21 protein-coding genes are annotated in these 18,559 nt (G+C 41.8%); 17 read left to right on the top strand and 4 right to left on the bottom strand.

Going from position 1 to position 18,559, the window contains the following annotated elements; translation table 11 throughout:
• Window positions 1-34: 34 nt before the first annotated feature.
• Both AC58PQ_RS22140 and AC58PQ_RS22135 read right to left on the bottom strand, forming a co-directional pair.
• A complete protein-coding gene (locus AC58PQ_RS22140; RefSeq protein WP_497245374.1) occupies window positions 35-460 on the bottom strand; it encodes an SRPBCC family protein in 426 nt (141 codons plus the stop codon).
• Window positions 461-563: 103 nt separating this feature from the next.
• On the bottom strand, window positions 564-1,259 hold the full coding sequence (locus AC58PQ_RS22135) for a DNA alkylation repair protein (protein WP_497245372.1): 696 nt from the start codon (window positions 1,257-1,259) through the stop codon (window positions 564-566).
• A gap of 181 nt (window positions 1,260-1,440) precedes the next feature.
• Between AC58PQ_RS22135 and AC58PQ_RS22130 the strand changes: the two genes are divergently transcribed.
• The 11 genes from AC58PQ_RS22130 to AC58PQ_RS22080 all read left to right on the top strand — a co-directional run bounded on the left by AC58PQ_RS22130 (window position 1,441) and on the right by AC58PQ_RS22080 (window position 11,872).
• Complete coding sequence (locus tag AC58PQ_RS22130) at window positions 1,441-1,884, top strand: cell wall hydrolase (protein ID WP_497245370.1); 444 nt, start codon at window positions 1,441-1,443, stop codon at window positions 1,882-1,884.
• Window positions 1,885-2,045: 161 nt separating this feature from the next.
• Window positions 2,046-2,912 carry an MBL fold metallo-hydrolase gene (locus AC58PQ_RS22125; protein WP_497245368.1) on the top strand — a complete coding sequence of 289 codons (867 nt, stop codon included), beginning with the start codon at window positions 2,046-2,048 and terminating at the stop codon, window positions 2,910-2,912.
• A 92-nt stretch (window positions 2,913-3,004) separates the two neighbouring features.
• The gene (locus AC58PQ_RS22120) at window positions 3,005-3,157 is read left to right on the top strand and encodes a hypothetical protein (RefSeq protein ID WP_497245366.1); all 153 of its coding nucleotides are present in this window, start codon (window positions 3,005-3,007) and stop codon (window positions 3,155-3,157) included.
• 261 nt (window positions 3,158-3,418) lie between these two features.
• On the top strand, window positions 3,419-3,748 hold the full coding sequence (locus AC58PQ_RS22115; protein ID WP_497245364.1) for an ArsR/SmtB family transcription factor: 330 nt from the start codon (window positions 3,419-3,421) through the stop codon (window positions 3,746-3,748).
• A complete protein-coding gene (locus AC58PQ_RS22110) occupies window positions 3,745-4,143 on the top strand; it encodes an SRPBCC family protein (protein ID WP_497245362.1) in 399 nt (132 codons plus the stop codon). The genes AC58PQ_RS22115 and AC58PQ_RS22110 overlap by 4 nt, the downstream gene beginning before the upstream one ends.
• Window positions 4,144-4,288: 145 nt before the next feature.
• Window positions 4,289-4,882 (top strand): YdeI/OmpD-associated family protein, encoded by a 594-nt coding sequence (locus tag AC58PQ_RS22105; protein ID WP_497245360.1) that lies wholly within the window; start codon window positions 4,289-4,291, stop codon window positions 4,880-4,882.
• 182 nt (window positions 4,883-5,064) lie between these two features.
• A complete protein-coding gene (locus AC58PQ_RS22100; protein WP_497245358.1) occupies window positions 5,065-5,466 on the top strand; it encodes a hypothetical protein in 402 nt (133 codons plus the stop codon).
• A 298-nt stretch (window positions 5,467-5,764) separates the two neighbouring features.
• Window positions 5,765-6,910, top strand: coding sequence for a response regulator (locus tag AC58PQ_RS22095; protein WP_497245468.1), 1,146 nt, complete (start codon window positions 5,765-5,767; stop codon window positions 6,908-6,910).
• 15 nt (window positions 6,911-6,925) lie between these two features.
• Window positions 6,926-8,146, top strand: a complete 1,221-nt coding sequence (locus AC58PQ_RS22090; RefSeq protein ID WP_497245356.1) for an ATP-binding protein — start codon at window positions 6,926-6,928, stop codon at window positions 8,144-8,146.
• 38 nt (window positions 8,147-8,184) lie between these two features.
• Window positions 8,185-9,993, top strand: coding sequence for an ATP-binding protein (locus tag AC58PQ_RS22085; protein WP_497245354.1), 1,809 nt, complete (start codon window positions 8,185-8,187; stop codon window positions 9,991-9,993).
• A gap of 526 nt (window positions 9,994-10,519) precedes the next feature.
• On the top strand, window positions 10,520-11,872 hold the full coding sequence (locus AC58PQ_RS22080) for a DUF2252 domain-containing protein (RefSeq protein ID WP_497245352.1): 1,353 nt from the start codon (window positions 10,520-10,522) through the stop codon (window positions 11,870-11,872).
• A gap of 820 nt (window positions 11,873-12,692) precedes the next feature.
• Here the strand turns inward: AC58PQ_RS22080 and AC58PQ_RS22075 are convergent.
• Window positions 12,693-13,112 (bottom strand): hypothetical protein, encoded by a 420-nt coding sequence (locus tag AC58PQ_RS22075; RefSeq protein ID WP_497245350.1) that lies wholly within the window; start codon window positions 13,110-13,112, stop codon window positions 12,693-12,695.
• A 34-nt stretch (window positions 13,113-13,146) separates the two neighbouring features.
• Here AC58PQ_RS22075 and AC58PQ_RS22070 point away from each other — a divergent pair, with 34 nt between their 5' ends.
• The 5 genes from AC58PQ_RS22070 to AC58PQ_RS22050 all read left to right on the top strand — a co-directional run bounded on the left by AC58PQ_RS22070 (window position 13,147) and on the right by AC58PQ_RS22050 (window position 16,700).
• A complete protein-coding gene (locus tag AC58PQ_RS22070) occupies window positions 13,147-13,605 on the top strand; it encodes a hypothetical protein (protein WP_497245348.1) in 459 nt (152 codons plus the stop codon).
• Between the two features lie 197 nt (window positions 13,606-13,802).
• The gene (locus tag AC58PQ_RS22065) at window positions 13,803-14,300 is read left to right on the top strand and encodes a hypothetical protein (RefSeq protein WP_497245346.1); all 498 of its coding nucleotides are present in this window, start codon (window positions 13,803-13,805) and stop codon (window positions 14,298-14,300) included.
• 153 nt (window positions 14,301-14,453) lie between these two features.
• Complete coding sequence (locus tag AC58PQ_RS22060; RefSeq protein WP_497245344.1) at window positions 14,454-15,818, top strand: arsenic transporter; 1,365 nt, start codon at window positions 14,454-14,456, stop codon at window positions 15,816-15,818.
• 15 nt (window positions 15,819-15,833) lie between these two features.
• Window positions 15,834-16,502 (top strand): YwrJ family protein, encoded by a 669-nt coding sequence (locus AC58PQ_RS22055; RefSeq protein ID WP_497245342.1) that lies wholly within the window; start codon window positions 15,834-15,836, stop codon window positions 16,500-16,502.
• Window positions 16,503-16,526: 24 nt separating this feature from the next.
• Window positions 16,527-16,700, top strand: coding sequence for a hypothetical protein (locus tag AC58PQ_RS22050; RefSeq protein WP_497245340.1), 174 nt, complete (start codon window positions 16,527-16,529; stop codon window positions 16,698-16,700).
• Between the two features lie 137 nt (window positions 16,701-16,837).
• Here AC58PQ_RS22050 and AC58PQ_RS22045 read toward each other — a convergent pair whose 3' ends face one another.
• Window positions 16,838-17,296 (bottom strand): hypothetical protein, encoded by a 459-nt coding sequence (locus AC58PQ_RS22045; RefSeq protein ID WP_497245338.1) that lies wholly within the window; start codon window positions 17,294-17,296, stop codon window positions 16,838-16,840.
• 153 nt (window positions 17,297-17,449) lie between these two features.
• On the opposite strand from AC58PQ_RS22045, the gene AC58PQ_RS22040 reads away from it, so the two are divergent.
• The gene (locus AC58PQ_RS22040) at window positions 17,450-18,535 is read left to right on the top strand and encodes a CotH kinase family protein (RefSeq protein WP_497245336.1); all 1,086 of its coding nucleotides are present in this window, start codon (window positions 17,450-17,452) and stop codon (window positions 18,533-18,535) included.
• The last annotated feature ends 24 nt before the right edge of the window (window positions 18,536-18,559 follow it).

The raw sequence follows: 18,559 nt of genomic DNA, 5'->3' as shown, positions 1-18,559 counted from the left end.
TGTGATGTAACGTAGTCAAATGAAAAGTGCAGATTTATTTAGAAGCTTCCGTATATTTTTTGAAATTATCTAAAAACGCCTGCCAGCCTGCTTGTTGCATCTCAATGGGATTGGTGGTTTCTGGATCAAAAGTTTCAATGACCTTCGTATTGTTATCTTGACTAATGAAAGTGATTGCAACTTTTCTACCATCACCCAACGTGTAAGAAATAAATTCATTTGTTCTCACTTCGTCATAAACGCCACCAAAATCAAATCCAAAGCTACCGTCCTTAGCTTCCATTCTGGTAAGAAAATTTCCGCCAACTCTTAAATCATTTTCGGCAGTGGGCGCATGCCAGTCCTCAGAAGCAAAAGACCATTGCGTAATATGCTGTGGTTCTGTCCAATTTGCCCACACTTTTTCAACTGGAGCGTTGATTGTCGTTTCTACCGTAATTGTTTGATTACCTGTTTCCATGAACATTTCCGCCTAACTATATGTATTTTGGAATTTCTATCGTTCATTATACCAATATATTGTTCAGAGTATCCAGATTTAGCTTGAATAGCAAAGCCATCGTTTAACACCTTACATGCTTGCGTTTGAAACCAATTCTCCCTTTATCGAGTTCTTTTAAAATATTTGGGTAAGCATGTATTTTCTTGTTACCTTTGACTTCTACTTGGCCTACAGCAATTGCGGTTTCAAGTGCCTTTTCGTGAAGCGGTATATAGGATACCCCCACTGTGTAAATGAAATAATTCATCGCATATTTCGTTCTTTCGGGAGCATCATGAATTGTATTTTTCACAAGTTCAAGCATATTGGCAAGTTTACTTTCGGAAAATTCACTGTCTTTGCGATTTCCCAATAGCCAGCAGTAACAACTCCAGCCCGCTGACATTCTCAGTTCTTCACCACTTGCGATCCACTTATCGGCGACTTCTTGAGCAATATCTGCTTCTGCCAATGTTACTGCAACCACATAATCGGACAGCATATAAAAATATGCCGCATCGATCCAACGATCATAATCTGCTTCAGTCATGCCTTTGGGGTCTGCAATAACACCAGCAAAGTACATGGCATCGTAGTTCCCTGTGTTGTAAAGCTGCTCAGCCAAAGGCTGATTTATTTTAATTTTCTTGGCGATTGGCTTCATTTCCCCTGTTGTCACCCCAAAAAGAGGTTCCTGCGCGCCATTGGACATGTAGATTTTCTTCATTCGTTCTTTGCTGAGAGATTCAAGTTCTTGCATAACCATTTCTAGATTCATTGTTGAGCACTTCCTTTTAATTGGAGGTTTTCCCTTAAGGATTATACGATCTATTTATAACTATATCAGATTATGTAAGTATTTATAAATGTCTAATTGAGCTTCCCATAATGCCAGAGTAACACATCCGCTGCACCTACAATATGATGGGTCTAGACATACAATCAAAAGAGGTGAGCGAATGGCAGTCGTAAAAGCTAGAAAACAGGATATCGACATGTTGGCAAGGTTGCTTCGAGCTGAAGCTGAGACCGAAGGCGAAACAGGTATGCTTCTTGTTGGAAATGTTGGCATTAATCGAATAAGAGCGAATTGCTCCGATTTTAAAAATCTCAGGACAATTCCCCAAATGATCAACCAACCGCATGCGTTTGAAGCGTTGCAACACGGGTTGTACTATCAAAATGCAAGAGAAAGAGAGCGTCGCCTAGCACAAAGAGCTGTGGATGGGGAACGGATTTGGCCAGGCAAATTCTCCCTCTGGTATTTCCGACCAGGAACGTTCGACAATCCTGGACCATGTCCGGATACCTGGTATAATCAGCCGAAAGCAGGTCGCTACAAGAAGCACTGTTTTTATGAGCCGACCGCGAAAGAATGTCAAAATGTGTATAATACGTTCTAATTTCCGCAACAGCAGCGCACATCTTCCTTACAGAGGGTGTGCGCTGCTTTTTTGATTCACTCGTTGCGGGAAATTACTTGACTTGGAGTTAACCCCAAGGAGTAAACTACGTAGGAAGGAAACAAATAATGTGCAGACAATCACCAAAGGAGTGTAGCCGATTGGCAAGAGAGCATTTAAGACCTATTTACAACGCTGGAGAATCGCTGCTCAAGGATATTCAACGAACGAATGTACCTGAAGGCGGGGCAGCGATATGGAGTTTGGGACAAGCGGGAGTGCTGATAAAAGGCGGTAGCTCCGATGCCATTATTTGTGTAGACCCTTACTTAAGTTATTCTATTGAATTGGAAAATCCCGCCACCGAATTTAAGCGGGAAATCCCGCCTCCGCTCTCTCCACAGGAGCTGGATGTAGACACGGTATTAATCACGCATTTTCATAATGATCACATGGATTTGACTACGATCAGAGGTGTTGCACAGGCGCATCCAAAGACGCAATTTGTGGCTCCGGCATCACATGTGTATATGCTGCAAGACATTGAACTGGCTTCAAGCCGCATTATACCTGCAAAGCAGCAGCAAGCAATATCCGTTAAAGACGTAACAATTACCCCAGTAGCGGGAGCGCACACGGCGTATGAGGCTGATCAGGATGGCAATCAGTATTATTTGGGCTTTTTTATTGAAATCAACGGGGTGCGAATTTTCCATACAGGAGATACGGTTGTCACGTCTGAATTGATCGAGCAGGCCAAGAAATTTGAGCCTCACGTAACGCTCCTGCCAATTAACGGAGGGGATTATGCGAGAACCTCCAGGGGAATTGCAGGTAACATGAACTTCCGTGAAGCGGCAGATTTCGGCGTTGAGATCGGAACGGATCTTCTCGTTCCTATTCATTTCGATATGTTTTCCAATAATCGCGATAACCCGTCCTACTTCGTCGATTATTTGTTTCACAAGTATCCCGCGCAAAAATTTCATATGATGGTGGCTGGAGAACGATTGATCTATTTCAAATGAGAACAGCGATACACGCAATTGAATAAACATGATCTGCATCACTAATACTAAGGTTATACGCTTTAGGAATATAAAGGAAGGAATCACAGACCATGGACATTGATGCTTTTTTAACTGAAGTCCTCTGTTCAAATGAGGATTGGCATGTAACAACGAAGGATGCTGTATCTGTTATAGATCCGATTATTAAGAAGGATACCCCTTTTTTTGACAAAGAAGAAAATTACCTAGAATCAGGACACTAAGAAAGTCACTATAAACTAAAAGCCCGAGGGGCATGCTGAAATGCCTCCATTACGAAGCCGCGTATTTGCGGCTTTTATTATTTAATCGAATTAAAAATGTTGTTGACAGGACACCATATGGTGACCTATTCTTAATAAGACACTAAAGGGTGTCTGATTAAATAGTCTTGCCTCGTGGGCTACGTCCGAAGAGCCGCATACTTAGAGGAGGTGGTGAAAGTAACGGCCGTCCCTTGGTAATACTAGTAAGGAGAGGGTGTTGTGGACGAAAACAACCAGTTGCGGGACGTGTTTGACGCGATTGCAGATCCAACTAGGCGCCAACTGATTCGTCTATTGGCAGAGGCAGAGGAGATACCTCTTCATGAATTAACAGCACAATTTCAAATGGGCCGTACAGCGGTATCCAAGCATTTAACAATTCTAAAAGAGGCTGGACTGATCCTTGACCGAAAAGTCGGCAGAGAAACGCGATTTCGGCTAAACGCCTCTCCACTCAGAGAAATTAAAGATTGGGTGGCTTACTACAGCAAATTCTGGCGTACAAATATGTTTCGATTGAACCTATTATTAGAGGAGGAAGAAGAATGAGTTTAACATTAACCATGGATTTTGAGTACACGACAACGATCGAGAAGTTGTGGTCCGCTTTAACCGATTCAAACAAGCTTGCCAAGTGGGTCTTGGAAAATGATTTTAAGCCCATTGTAGGACACCGTTTTCAGTTTCGCTCTCAGCCGAACGAATGGTGGAATGGACTGATTGACGGCGAAGTGCTTATCGTGGACGCACCAAACAGGTTGTCCTATACGTGGGGAGTTACCGGAGAGGAGCACACGGTCGTCTGGACATTGCAGGATCTAGGGGACGGAAAGATTAACCTTCATCTCGAGCAAACTGGCATCGCAACGCCACAAGGACTCGAAGGCGCTAAGTATGGCTGGAGTAATTGGCACGGCGAACTTAAAAAGTTGTTGGAACAATAACCTCATTCGGTTTACCGATAGTGAAGGAGCTTGCCTCGCGGCAGCTCTTTTTTGCTTGTTAAAGTAACGGGAGAAAAGTGAACGAAATTGTGGTACCATGGATCCTAGATAAGTTGATCGAACCCATATAGAGAGGTGTTCCTTGATGACACAAAGTATGATGAATCCAAAAGTTGATGGATTTCTAAGAAAGGCTAAAACGTGGAAGACAGAATTTGAGAAGTTGAGAAATATCGTTCTTGACTGTGAGCTGACCGAAGATTTTAAGTGGATGCATCCTTGTTACACGTTTCAGAATAAAAACGTCCTTTTAATACACGGATTTAAAGAATACTGTGCGATTCTGTTTCACAAAGGTGTCTTGTTAAAGGATCCCGAGGGGATTCTAATCCAACAAACGGAGAATGTACAGGCGGCGCGCCAGATTCGATTCACCGATGTTCGAGAAATCATTGCCATGGAAAACATCTTGAAAGACTATATTTATGAAGCTATAGAAGTTGAAAAGTCCGGTGTGGAAGTGGCATATAAAAAGAATACAGAATATGCCATGCCTGAAGAATTACAAAATAAATTCGATGAAATCCCTGCCTTGAAAACCGCTTTCGAAGCATTGACACCGGGACGGCAAAGAGCATACCTCCTTCATTTTTCTGAACCCAAGCAATCCAAAACGCGAGATTCAAGGATTGAAAAATATAAGCAGCAAATTTTGAGTGGAAAAGGATTAAATGATTAGTATATGCGAATTATCGATAGTGAATGGAGCTTGCCTCGGGGCAGCTCTTTTTTCATTCAAATAAAGCGCAGAATACTTGGTATTATTAAAAAAAGTTTACTAGGAAAAAATTAGTTTACTATGATAAAATAAGTATACTAGGCATATTTACCTATCCGATAATTAAATATAGATGGAAAGGCATGATTTTGGTGTTTCACAAAGCAGATGTTGAGCGGCACCTCAAGAATTTACTCATTAACCATCGCAAGAATATTTTTGGCAAGGGTCCGATTGATGCGAGCTGCCGTCTGGACCATAGCACTTTGTCTTTTATCACGAGCCTCAGAAATACCGTACTCGAAGAAATGCTGCTCAGTTATCTGAAGCAAAAAGGATGCGTGCAGGAGTTTTTTAATGAGAAGGGTAATCCGCTGGTTTATGAAGTGATGAATCCTGACTTAAACAAATTGTATCCTGGACTGCGTATTGAATCGTCAACGCTCGTTTTCAAACCATTACCCAATGGCAGAGAAACCATTTATAAACTGATTCTGAACATGGATCTCGAAGAATTGATCGAACAAGGCAAGATTACACTCTAAATATCATTTGGTAGTCAAAGCGGATACATGCCGTGCCGAGGCCAAGAAGGACTAGCGTGGATACGCTTATTCCGTCTTGGTTTTTTTGTCCCCTAAAAACGGATAAAGCTATTTATCTTGGAGGTGAGAGGCCACGAGTGACTCTCGATTAGACATATATATCGATGTGTTTTTGGACGAATTGAGTGCACAAATTGCTGTTACTAGATAAAAAAATTTTAGAGCTAGAGGAAAAAGGCAATGTGCCGGACTTCGAAACAATTTTGAGAGGCGGAAATGTGTTGGAAAATTAGAAACAATTTTAATTGTCGATGACAGCCTAGTAAGTACGGCTATTCTTAAAGATATACTAAAGCAGAATTATATCGTCAAGTTAGCCACCGATGGCACCACAGCACTGCAAATTGCGTCCACTGAAAAAATTAATTTGATCTTGCTGGATATTATGCTGCCGGGAATCGATGGCTATGCAGTCTGTCAATCACTTAAAAGAATACCTTCAACAGCCCATATTCCAGTTATCTTTATTAGTGCATTAACACACACTGATGAGATCGTTAATGCCTTTAAAACAGGCGGAGAAGATTACATAACGAAACCGTTTCGTGCAGAAGATGTGATGTCAAGGGTAGAGGTTCATTTGGGACTGCACCGATCTAAAGCTGAAACCCAATCGTCATCGGTAAAACAAACCGTATCGGGCGTAATTGATTTCATGAACCATCTATTGTCGAATCAATATCCTGTCCTTTTTGAACATTTCAAATGTATGCGCGCAAAAGCGAAAAAAATGATGCAAATATTGTCTATAGATCCTCAAAGCAGCTGGTACGTCGAGACGGCTATCATGCTTTCACAGGTGGGTTGTCTTAAACTTCCTTATGAGCTTGTAAAAAAGAAATTTTCAGGAATTCCGCTTACATGGGAAGAAGCCGCTTCCTTCAACCAGCATCCGGCTATCGGCGCCTTGCTCGTTTCGCTCAACCCTAATTTGGAAGAAGTTGCAAGAATTATACGCAATCAGTTGATCCATCCAAGTGAATTAAATCAGGACATTTCAGATCATACTGTTTTGGGTCAGTTCATTCTGAACATATTGGTTGAGTTTGAAACATTGTTGTACCAAGGATATTCTCAATTCCAGGCATTAGACAAGGTTAAGGGCATTACTCCGTCTTATCCGTCTATTTTGTTAGAAGCTTTAGAAAAAATCGTTGCTTCGGAAAATGAACCTGTAATTCAGGTTATTTCAATCAATGACTTGAAGCCTGGTATGCTGCTGGCGGCGCCTTTAATGACTAGTTCTGGAGCAAAATTGCTTACCTCTGGAATCGAGTTAACCGAGAATCTAGTTCAGAAAGTTAAAAGCCTGTATAAAGAGCAAAAATTGATTGGGAGCACCATTGATGTAATGTCTAGCGAAGCGAGTGCTGAAATCACTTAAATGGGAGGAAGTAAAATGGCATTCACGTTTGACAAAAGCAAGTTGTCCATTCCCCAAAGAGATGTAAATAATACAAAAAAACATACGATATTAATCGTGGACGACGAGCTCCCTAATTTGAATGCCTTAACACGAATTTTAAAAGAGGAATATATCGTCATCGCCGCTAGAAGCGGTTTTGAAGCTTTGGACATTATTGCTCAATATCCGAATCTGACCCGGATTAATCTCATTATTTCGGATCAACGGATGCCGGGTATGACGGGGATGGAATTCTTAAATGAATCCGCGCAGATTCTGCCGAATGCGATTCGAATGATTGTAAGCGCTTATACGGATATTAAAGATATGATCGATATGATTAACGAAGGAAACATATACAAATTCATTACGAAACCGATTGAGCCGCAAGATTTACTAATTTCTGTTAAAAGGGCGTTGGAGGCGTTTGAGTTAGAGCTTTGCAATATTCGTTTGATCAAGGAACTGCAGCAAATGAACGAAAGCTTGGAAGTGCGAGTCGAGCAGCGAACGAGAGAGCTGCTACAGACGGAAGATATGCTTCGCAAATCAGAGAAGTTGGCAGTCGTCGGGCAACTGGCTGCAGGTATCGCACACGAGATTCGGAATCCCCTTACGACGCTCAAAGGTTTTTTGCAACTAATCAAAGAAAAAATGCTCGATAAAACAAACTATCTCGATATTATGATGAGCGAAATCGAATCGATAGAATGGATTACGTCCCAATTTATGTACGTATCCAAACCTCAGAATTCAAAATTCATACCCTTGCATTTGGATCAGCTTATCCAGCAAGTGGTCGCCTTTTTATCTCCGCAAGCGCTCTTGCACAACATCCAATTTAAACTCGAAATGGTCGATGACATGCCAATGGTCGAAGGTGAAGAAAATCAACTCAAGCAACTATTTATTAACTTATTGAAAAACTCGATTGAGGCGATGGACAAGGGCGGAAATATCACGATTACGACAATCTGGGGGGCAGACAACAAATTCGTCATCCGAATTCTTGACCAAGGTTGCGGGGTACCGGCGGACCGTCTTCCTCATTTGGGAGAACCATTTTACAGCTTGAAAGAGAAAGGGACGGGGCTAGGGCTCATGATTTGTTTCAAAATTATTGAGGAGCATTCCGGAAAGCTCGTAATTGAAAGCGAACTTGGCAAAGGGACGATGGTGGAAATTGTTCTGCCTGTAGTCGTAGGGAGGAATTAAGCATCGAAAAGAGCAAGCGGATCGTCAAAACTCAAATCTTGATTCCTTTTATAAGCATCATTCTGATATTGGCTGCCATTTACTATGTACAGGTATATGAGTATACTTCCAGACTAGCCGAAAGTACAAGCACCACGATGGTGAATCGAATCAAGAAAGATGTGTTTAGCCAATTAGACAATTATCTGAATCCAGCGGAGAGCATTATCGACTTAAATAGGCGGATGGTAGCAAACGGTTTGGTTCACATTGATGATCCCGTCCTCTTAGGGCGCTTTTTACTAAATGAAATTAAATACATAAGCTCCGTGGAGTGGGCCTATTTCGCGAACGAACAGGGCGGGATCGCTACAGCAGGCAAAATAAACGATCAATACGTTGTGTCCTACACGAAGGACATGAGAATAAATCCATATATCACTTACGCTATGAACGATAACGATGAGATTGGAAATCCGATTCGAACCGTTTCGGATTTTGATTCACGTACGCGTTCGTGGTACCAAGAGGCCAAATCCATGGAAAGCATATATTGGACCGAGCCTTACACTGGTGTGTCTGATCCTGTTATAGGGATTTCGGCGTCCAAACGTTTATTGGCCAAGGATGGAACTCTTATAGGGGTCTTCGGGGTGGACGTCATCTTCGATAAGCTTGGCGATTACATGAAGGGAATAGATATAAGCAAACATGGAATTGCCTTTTTGATGGATCCAAAAGGAGAGGTTATCGCGACATCGTCTCCGGAAGATTCGCTAATTTCGCAAAGCAAAGCCATCATGCAAAAACGGATCCAAGCGAATGGATTCTCAATGACGAAACCGGAAGTTTATCAATTGCTTGGAGAGAATTATTACCTGGACATGAGCAATTATTCCTACAATGACAAGCTGGATTGGCGTTTGGTTATCGCGGTGCCTGAGAAGGACTTGATTGGGAGTACCTCCTCATTTCTGCTGAAATTTGGTTTTGAGGCAGGCATTGTCGCTTTATTGATCCTCGCCTTGGGAGCCTGGTTAGCGAAAAGATTGAACGAGATGATCTTCAAACTGAAAATTGCCCAATCGAAGCTTGCCCAATCAGAGAAACTGGCCGGACTAGGGACGATGGTGGCAGGCGTGGCGCATGAGATTAACAATCCGACTAATTACGTTTATTTAAGCGCAAGCTCGTTAGAGAAGGATTTGGCGAAATTCCAAACGGAAGTCAATGGCTTAATGGAAGGGAACGACCAGGAAATTATCGAGTACTTTAACCGCAACTTCGAGACCTTCGATTCCTCGCTTGGCCAAATACTCGATGGAAGCCATCGAATCAAGACGATTGTTCAAGATTTAAGAACATTCTCCAGTCTGGAAGCGGCGGAGAAAAAGCTCTGGAGTATCGAGGATTTACTGGAATCCACGGTAATAATAGTTAAATCCCAATACAACAAACAAATAATATTTTATACAGAATATAGTCAGACTAATAGGATCGGATGTTACCCTGACCAATTGAATCAAGCCTTTTTGAATTTGATGATAAACGCGTGCCAAGCCGTTCAATCCAAGGAAACTAGCACGGCGGGAAGCGAGGAGCCTGTTGGCAGCTTGAAAGTCAGTCTCTGGGATGCCGGCTCTGAAATCGCAGTAACTTTCGAAGATGATGGAATCGGAATGTCGGAGGAGACGCTGGCTAATATGTACAATCCCTTCTTCACAACAAAGCCGATCGGAGAAGGTACAGGACTAGGGATGTCTATCACATACGGGATCATTGCTAAGCATAATGGACGGATCGAGGTCGAATCCAAAATCGGCAAAGGCACGAAAATTACTGTGTTTATTCCTTATGAGATGGCGTGAAACTCGCGGTAAGCCGCGGACTCCACGCAAACGGGTAAACTAGCGAAACAAAATAAACGGCTACGCCGTCCTCTTAGGACGAGTGCGTTTATGGATAAATATAGCCGAATTATTATGTGAAACATATAAATTCTTATATTTTAATTAAAACAGGCTGCCGGCATAACGAGGTAGCCTGTTTTCTGTGAATCAGCAGTCCAACACGCCATCTTTCGTCTTGACTTCGGCAGCTCCACCCACTATTTTGAAAATAACAGTCATTCTAGTTCCCCACCCTAAACATTCCTACTTTCATATCATGCAGGACAAGGTAGGAAGGGAACGAGTAAATGAACTATTTTAATTGATTAATTCCTTAATATGGTATTATAGGTAGGGCTACCAATTGTCATATTTAATAGAAGATAAGAAGAATAATCGAAACGAAGTTATAGGATTATTGAAAGAATTTTGCGTGAAACATGATAAGAACCTTGAAATAAAGTACTAAGTTTAAATATTTGTATCAAATAAGGAGGAGTTGCAAATGAAGACGGAAATGCTTACAGAACGGGTCCAGATTACGCAAAAACGGCTGCGCAAAGAGCTGCTTAGCAGCGTGCTCGACGAGTTCGACGGACAGTTAATGGGGCTATCCGAAGAAAAGCGACTGCAAAAATACGAGAAAATGGCAGTGAGTCCGTTTTCGTTCTTCCGTGGTAGCGCATATTTGTTCTATTTTGACGTTAGTAGGGAATGGTTTCCTTATCACAGCCCAATAGAGCGGCCGACGTGGATTCAGGGAGATTTGCATTTCGAAAATTTCGGGGCGTTCCGTAGCGAAGAAGGTCGGATCGTATACGATGTAAACGATTTTGATGAGGGGTATCTAGGCTCTTATTTGTACGATTTGCTTAGAATGTCGGTAAGTGTAGCACTGGTAAGTCGGAGCAAGCAGATCGATGAGGATGGACAAAAGAATGCGATCACTACGTACTTGGAAGCGTATGTGAATCAGATTCGCCGGTTTGTGAAACGCAAGGATGACCCGCGCACGCTTGTCTTTAACAAGGACAGGACGACAGGGCTGATCCGCAATCTTTTGAAAAAGACAGAGAAACGGCAAGCCTCGCAATTTTTGGAAGGCATCACCACGTTAACGCGCAGGACAAGACGGTTTATGAATTCGGAGGAGATCCTTCCGGCTACAGAAGAAGAGCGTCGCAAGCTGGAGGAAGTCTGGCCGAATTACAAGGCGTCGCTGACTGAAAGTACTAAACGTCCTGACGGGTTCTACGCGATTAAGGACGTTGCTGTGAAGCACGGCTCGGGCACTGCGTCTATCGGATTAGATCGCTATTACGTGCTCATCGAAGGAGAAGGCGGCGAGCAAGCGCTGGACGATATCATCATCGAAGTAAAGGAAGTACGGGTCCCAGTTCCTGCGTATTTCATGCCGTTCAAAGAGTCATTCTGGACATATTTCGGCCATCAGGGCAAGCGGGTTATCTTCACACAGCAGGCTATGCATCACGAGGCGGACCCATATCTAGGATATTTGACGATGGACGACAGAGATTATTACGTACGGGAGCGATCTCCTTATAAGAAACGGCTGAAGGCGGACAAGATTAAGGAAACGGAGGATCTTTTGCCGGTATTAGATTGTATGGGACGGATCACAGCGAAGCTTCATTCGCGGGCGGATGCGGACATGGAGCACGAGTTGATATCCTACCATAGCGAGGATGAGATTCACCTCGCAATTGGACCAGATACGGACGCGTTTTGTGATTATATATCCAATTGGGCCATTTCTTACGCTCATCAGGTGGGGGAAGACTACGATCTGTTCAGGGAATGGGTTGGCGAGCTGAGTGGACCAAAGATTGAAGAATAAAAGAATATCAAGTCTATCTAGAGTAAACTAGATAGGCTTTTTTTTGTTCAGTCGAGAACCACCGTATAACCTTTATCTACTCTTATCTAGTCAAAGTCACTATTACCCGTCTCCCTGATAGGTTGAGCCTTCAAAAAGTTAGCATTCTGGGCACTATTCCTATTAAGTTCTGGAAATATATCAGTATTTAACGAACTAGCGTATAGCTCTTTCGAAGGCTTTAATATAGCATACAAGCCCATTCCTGAAAGAATCAGTATACAGACGATTAACATAGGGGTACCTCCTGTTTGTTGGCGTATAACTAATCACGCTGCACATATATTACCTGACAGATGACATGAAGCGATATTTATACTGCATGTATATGTCACGTCAATGTGAGTGAACTAGGGTATAGCCCGTATTTCTTCTAAAAAACAATTATAATTCTCTATTCGTCTCAAAATGTGCTATTTCACTAGAACAGGCTATTTTATAGGTTCATACACTGTTATTGCAAACACCCACATAGATATATGTTCTCTATTAGCAAATGCCTACTATTCTGAAAGGAGGGGTTAGTCATGATGAATCGATCGCACGTATTCTTTAATCCTAGAGCTTTTGGTACGAAAACATTTCGTATTGAAAAAGTTGTTGCTAAACTTAGTCCATACAAAGTAAAGGAAAAGACAAACGTCTCCCATACACAAGAAAATGTCTTGGAGGAGCATTGTATAGTATGCAATCGAAAAGAGCCATGCAAATGTACGAAGCATAAGAAAAAGAAGAAAAAAGCTTGCCGCAAACTAAAAAGAAAGCATACATGCAAAAAACATCATTGTAAGCGATGCCCTAGGGGGGAAATGGGACCAGCGGGGCCAGCGGGACCACCGGGACCACCGGGACCAGCAGGGCCAGCAGGACCAGCAGGACCAGCAGGGCCAGCAGGACCAGCAGGACCAGCAGGACCAGCAGGACCAGCAGGACCAGCAGGACCAGCAGGACCAGCAGGACCAAAGGGACCAGAAGGACCGAAAGGACCGAAGGGACCAGAAGGACCGAAAGGACCGAAGGGACCAGAAGGACCGAAAGGACCAGAAGGGCCGAAAGGACCGAAAGGACCAGATGGGCCAGAAGGACCAGAAGGACCGAAAGGACATGAAGGACCGTCAGGGCCTCCGAAGCCGCCAGGGCCCCCAAGACCACCAAAGCCTAAACCGCCAGGGCCGCCAAAAAAGGAAGATAGGTCCAGCAACGAGGGCTGCAAATGCTGTCATAGTGCGGATACCATGCAAAATCTTCTAAGTCAACTAAAAGACAAAAAGTTAAAAGAGTTGCACACGTTAGACTACTCAAACGGGAAATATTCCAATGCGAAAATCATTTCCGCCGAGAATTTAATAGTAAACTTTACAAGTAACGGAATCGAATACTTCGTGCCAATCCATCTAATTGCAGGCTTAGAGATATGGACGGGAGAATTCGACATTACGTTTATTAAAGATAAAGAAAACGCTGATAAAAACGAAATGGATAACTGCGAAAGCCCGGCAATGATGAACTTGTTTAGTCCATTGGTCGGTAAAGCGACTGTTGACTTCAACACGTTAGCCGAACAATTAAACGATGTTTCCAATGCGGCTGTTATCGGACTTAACGAAGGGCTCGTTGTATTATCCACACGAGATACCGTATATGTTGTTGCCCTAAGCAGTATTTCCGATGTATCCAATGTGAAAAAGACGTAAATAAAAGGATCGGCTAAGCTCCTCTTCACTCATTCGTGGAGGGGAGCTGTGTTTATATTCACGTACAAATACCCTCTAGTGATAAATGTGGAGTTTCTAAGAAACGGGGCATTCGTTTAGTACAAACCTTTGCCGGGTACGTATATATACATTATGCAAGAACAACTAACCACTACCTGAAGGGGGAAATGATTATCATGGCATATGATTATTCTGTATTAATGGGCAAACAAGTAAGACTTGATCGTGGAGGTCCTGAATCTAGGCAAGGTGAGATTGTTGCAGTGGGATTTGATTATGTGGGTATCTATAATGAAAAGGATGGACTTATCTACTACAACACGAGTCATCTGAAAAGTCTCACAGTAAACACGAAGGACTCTGTGGAGTACTTGCAGACTGCACCTGCGTATCCTGCAACATTGAAAGTTATGGAAGCAGACAATTTTGTTAGCCTATTAAAAGGCATGAAGAGCCTATGGTGTCAAGTTAACCGTGGAGGACATGAAAGTATCCAGGGCGTTTTAGCAGATACGAATGATGATTTCATTACCATGGTTGTAAACCATGAATTGGTCACTATTTTTAACTTTCATATTAAGAGCATGTCTTATGGCGTCAAAAAAGAAGAGGAAAAAAAGCAAGATAATAACGAAAAAAAGGAACAAAAGCAAGATAACACCGAAAAAAAATAATTCATTTCTGAATTTTATATGTTGGTGGGAGGAGGGAGAATATGAGGAACATTTTATTCCTTACTGGATCTACATGTTATCAAATTCTCGTCCTCCCTATCATTGTTCTGAAACGTAAACCATCAGCAGCCAACCCTTGTGAGGTGCAGGCACATGTTTGATATAACAACTGCGGTAATCTCCATTGTTTTTGTTACCGTTACGTTGTTGATAATTTGGAGGCCGTTCGGTATTAACGAATCCATTCCAACGTCTCTTGGTGCTATGATTTTCTTGGCATTAGGAATTGTGCCTCTTTCAGGTGTATATCATATTGCCACGATTGTCAGTGGGGCAAGCATAACCATTATATCAACAATTGTAATGTCAATTGTTTTGGAGAGTATTGGTATTTTTCGATGGGCGGCAATTAATTTGGCTGTTCGAGCAAAAGGATCCGGTCGAGCCTTATTCTGGTACATTAATGTATTATGCTTCCTAATGACGATGTTTTTTAATAATGACGGAAGTATCCTTATAACAACCCCCATTATCATCCAAACCTTAGCTATACTGAACTTAAAAACACGGCAAAAAATTCCTTATCTTCTATCAGGCGCGTTAGTTGCTACTGGAGCAAGCGCACCGATCGGAGTCAGCAACCTAGCGAATTTGATTGCGTTAAAAACAGTCGGTTTAGATCTTAACACATATACAACAATGATGTTCGTACCCGCCATGACAGGGATTATTACAATTACATTTCTGCTTTTCCTCTATTTTAAGCGAGAGATTCCCGTAAAAATTACGACCTTGCAGCCCAATTCGATAAGCACTATTGTACACAATAATTCTTCGAATTTTCATCCCTTACAAGTAGATCCGGAGGAAAAAGGCTATATTGATTGGGGATTGTTTCGTATTTGCATCCTAGTTGTCATTCTAATTCGATGCAGCTTTTTCTTGCTGACCCCCCTTGGTGTTGCAACGGAATGGCCCGCAATCATAGGTGCAATTGTGCTAATTGCAGTTAGGTGGATACGTAAAGGAATTGGACCGAGGGATATTCTTGTAAAAACGCCTTGGCATATACTCATATTCGCTTTCAGTATTTATGTCATCATTTACGGGCTCCATAATTCAGGACTGACGGACTTTCTCGTACAATGGCTTGGCGGTGCGGTTGCCCAAAGTCACTTTAATGCGATCTTTGTGATGGGTTTTCTGCTTACTGCAATGTCCAATCTGTTTAATAATTTACCTTCAATTATGATTGGCACCTTATCTTTGCAAAATATGGGACTAGATACTTTTACTATGCATACTGCCTATTTGGCCACAGTCATTGGCGCAGATATTGGGTCCTTACTTTTACCAATGGGGACACTAGCTTCATTGATATGGATGCATATTCTTAGAAAACATCATATAAAACTTACCTGGAGTCAGTATATAAAAGTGACGATTATGATCGTTCCTATCGGTCTTATTATAAGTCTCTTTTGTTTATATGTATGGACGGGCTGGTTATTTAAGTGAGAGGAGGTGACATTGATGGACCTTTTTCAGAAGAAGCTAGGAGCGGTTATTGATGTTGAATTGCTCGGTGAAAAATGGCATACCGGTATTTTGGTAGATGCGGGGCAAGATATCCTAGTTTTGTTTAACGGAGAACGCTATATTTATATTCCTTCTTTTCATATTCTCAATGTCAGTATGAATACCAAAAAAAATTCAACGGACTTCTCCACTCTTACTGAAAAACCAATCATTAGTGACAAGATTTCGTATAGAAAAATGTTAATGAATTCCAAGGGGGTATTTACAGAAATTTTTGTTTCTGGGTATCAGCCTGTACATGGATACATTACCCATATCATGACGAATTACTTCGAATTTTATTCCCCTGTTTACAAAACAATGTTTATTCCATTAATCCATTTGAAATGGCTTATTCCATATAATGACTACCATACACCTTACCTATTGGATAAAAAGTGTTTTCCTGTAAATCCTTCTGATTTGCCTCTATCGCGCTCCTTCGAAGAACAACTTAGAAAGTTGGAAGGCAAAATCGTTGTTTTTGACTTGGGGAGAACCCCTAGTAAGATCGGATTACTAAAAGAAATTGATAACAATATCGTCCACATGATTACAGCGGAAGGCAAGACCTTTTATACAAACATACAACATATTAAAAGCGTCCATTCGCCGACCATGTAATTATATAATTAGGAGGTAATGCGTATGCCTGGTGGAAAAGGTCCTGGTAAACACGGCCATGAACACGGTGAACACAAGAATGAGAATGGCAGTAAAGAAAAAGAAGTTAAAGATACAAAAGAAACCAAGGAAACAAAAGAAACAAAGGGAAAAGAACAAAAACAGGAAAAAGGAAAAGAAGGTAAAGGAAAAAAGTAGGATGGCTTGCTTAATAAGAAGAAACCACTCTCTCCGCGAGGTGGCTTTGTCGATATAGGACATATAAAAACTTGGCACCGAATAGGCAGGCAAGTTTTTTATGGAAGCAGGCAATTATGCCTGCTTTTATTTTATTCTTAATCTGCCTTTTTACCGGAGCCTTTACCCGTACCTCCGGTTCCACCAGTACCTTTACCAGTGCCTTTACCTGTGCCTTTACCTGTGCCTTTACCAGTGCCTTTACCAGTGCCTTTACCAGTGCCTTTACCAGTACCTTTACCAGTACCTTTGCCCGTGCCGCCAGTACCTTTACCAGTACCGCCAGTGCCTTTGCCCGTGCCGCCAGTACCTTTACCAGTACCGCCAGTGCCCTTGCCCGTGCCGCCAGTGCCCTTGCCCGTGCCGCCAGTGCCCTTGCCCGTGCCGCCAGTGCCCTTGCCCGTGCCGCCAGTGCCCTTGCCCGTGCCGCCAGTACCTTTACCAGTACCACCAGTTCCACCTGTACCTTTATTTGACACTGGGTTTCGAACTAAGAACTCATCTAGACCGATATCTTGCGCTTGTTTTATTAAATCTAATATTTGAGTTTCACCCATATTGACTTGACCACCCGTCGTAAAAATTCCTTATAAATCAAGGTGCTGTATTTTATGTAAATACATTTTTAATTGTTCTAGTGTACAGTCCAGATTTATTATCAACACCACATATTTCCTCATAAGATATAAAAAAAGCAAGGGAATGATTGAATGGAACATACGGCTATCCCTACTTATGGTATTACGATTGAGTCGAAAGATCTTAAGGTACTAAATAATGATGTATGGAAAGATGACCCTGTTCCTTCCAGACTAATTGTAGACAACATTCCTTATGAGATTGGGATCTCCTATCGGGGCGATCATACCCGTAATTTTCGAAAAAAATCCTATAGCATCGACTTTAGGTCCTATAATGAAAACTTTGCTGGACGTGAGGTACACTTAAATGCTGAATACCGGGATCCATCTTTAATACGAAACAAGCTTTCTTTTGATTTTTTCCAGAGTATTGGGAGTCTTGCTCCGAATTGTAAGCATGTTTTTCTAGAATTGAATGGGGAGCCAAAGGGGATTTATCTAGAACTGGAATCAGTGGATGAATTTTTTTTACAAAAAAGAAAACTGCCGTCGGGTCCAATCTTTTATGCCACCATTTACCATGCGAATTTTTCTTTATTAACACCAAAGGAAAAACCAAAACCTTCCCTGCTGTCTGGATATTTCCAAAAAATAGGTAGTGATACGGATAAACAAGATTTAGAAAGGTTTATTGTCAAAATAAATACAATTAACCGAGACCAATTTGGTGATGCGATAAAAAAGGATATGGATATCGACAATTATTTATTGTGGTTATGCGGAGCAGTTTGTGCCCAAAACTATGATGGATTTATTCATAACTATTCCTTAATTCGAAATGAGGAGACGAAATTATATCAAATGATCCCCTGGGATTACGACGCAACTTGGGGACGAAATTGGAATGGCGAAATCATGGAGTATTATGCTGTTCCGATTAGCGGCTATAATACGCTCACTGCACGCCTTTTGGATGTCAAGGAAATACGGCAGCAATACCGTCGGTTTATGGAAGAAATTTTAGAAACAAAATTTACGGTTAAAGCAATAGAATCAATGGTGACAAATCTCCATAAGCAATTAAACCCTTATATTTCTTTGGATCCATTTAAAAAGAAATCCATTGCGCTATTTAATAGTGAGCCCGAATTAATTCTTCGCTTTGTTGAAAAACGCAACGCTTATCTTCGAAAGCATCTAAAGGATCTTGAATAGGAGGGAGTACGCTGAAATCAATTG

The sequence above is a fragment of the Paenibacillus sp. J22P143 genome, assembly GCF_059692035.1.
This window is presented reverse-complemented; position numbering and strand designations above follow the sequence as displayed.

What these genes read in the sequence shown, in the direction of transcription:
- AC58PQ_RS22050 (WP_497245340.1), top strand. Translation starts at nt 16,527, where the DNA reads ATGCCTGGTGGAAAAGGTCCTGGTAAACACGGCCATGAACACGGTGAA.
- AC58PQ_RS22105 (WP_497245360.1), top strand. Translation starts at nt 4,289, where the DNA reads ATGACACAAAGTATGATGAATCCAAAAGTTGATGGATTTCTAAGAAAG.
- AC58PQ_RS22040 (WP_497245336.1), top strand. Translation starts at nt 17,450, where the DNA reads ATGGAACATACGGCTATCCCTACTTATGGTATTACGATTGAGTCGAAA.
- AC58PQ_RS22070 (WP_497245348.1), top strand. Translation starts at nt 13,147, where the DNA reads ATGCAAAATCTTCTAAGTCAACTAAAAGACAAAAAGTTAAAAGAGTTG.
- AC58PQ_RS22080 (WP_497245352.1), top strand. Translation starts at nt 10,520, where the DNA reads ATGAAGACGGAAATGCTTACAGAACGGGTCCAGATTACGCAAAAACGG.
- AC58PQ_RS22100 (WP_497245358.1), top strand. Translation starts at nt 5,065, where the DNA reads ATGATTTTGGTGTTTCACAAAGCAGATGTTGAGCGGCACCTCAAGAAT.
- AC58PQ_RS22140 (WP_497245374.1), bottom strand. Translation starts at nt 460, where the DNA reads ATGGAAACAGGTAATCAAACAATTACGGTAGAAACGACAATCAACGCT.
- AC58PQ_RS22135 (WP_497245372.1), bottom strand. Translation starts at nt 1,259, where the DNA reads ATGAATCTAGAAATGGTTATGCAAGAACTTGAATCTCTCAGCAAAGAA.
- AC58PQ_RS22130 (WP_497245370.1), top strand. Translation starts at nt 1,441, where the DNA reads ATGGCAGTCGTAAAAGCTAGAAAACAGGATATCGACATGTTGGCAAGG.
- AC58PQ_RS22090 (WP_497245356.1), top strand. Translation starts at nt 6,926, where the DNA reads ATGGCATTCACGTTTGACAAAAGCAAGTTGTCCATTCCCCAAAGAGAT.
- AC58PQ_RS22065 (WP_497245346.1), top strand. Translation starts at nt 13,803, where the DNA reads ATGGCATATGATTATTCTGTATTAATGGGCAAACAAGTAAGACTTGAT.
- AC58PQ_RS22045 (WP_497245338.1), bottom strand. Translation starts at nt 17,296, where the DNA reads ATGGGTGAAACTCAAATATTAGATTTAATAAAACAAGCGCAAGATATC.
- AC58PQ_RS22110 (WP_497245362.1), top strand. Translation starts at nt 3,745, where the DNA reads ATGAGTTTAACATTAACCATGGATTTTGAGTACACGACAACGATCGAG.
- AC58PQ_RS22055 (WP_497245342.1), top strand. Translation starts at nt 15,834, where the DNA reads ATGGACCTTTTTCAGAAGAAGCTAGGAGCGGTTATTGATGTTGAATTG.
- AC58PQ_RS22060 (WP_497245344.1), top strand. Translation starts at nt 14,454, where the DNA reads ATGTTTGATATAACAACTGCGGTAATCTCCATTGTTTTTGTTACCGTT.
- AC58PQ_RS22120 (WP_497245366.1), top strand. Translation starts at nt 3,005, where the DNA reads ATGGACATTGATGCTTTTTTAACTGAAGTCCTCTGTTCAAATGAGGAT.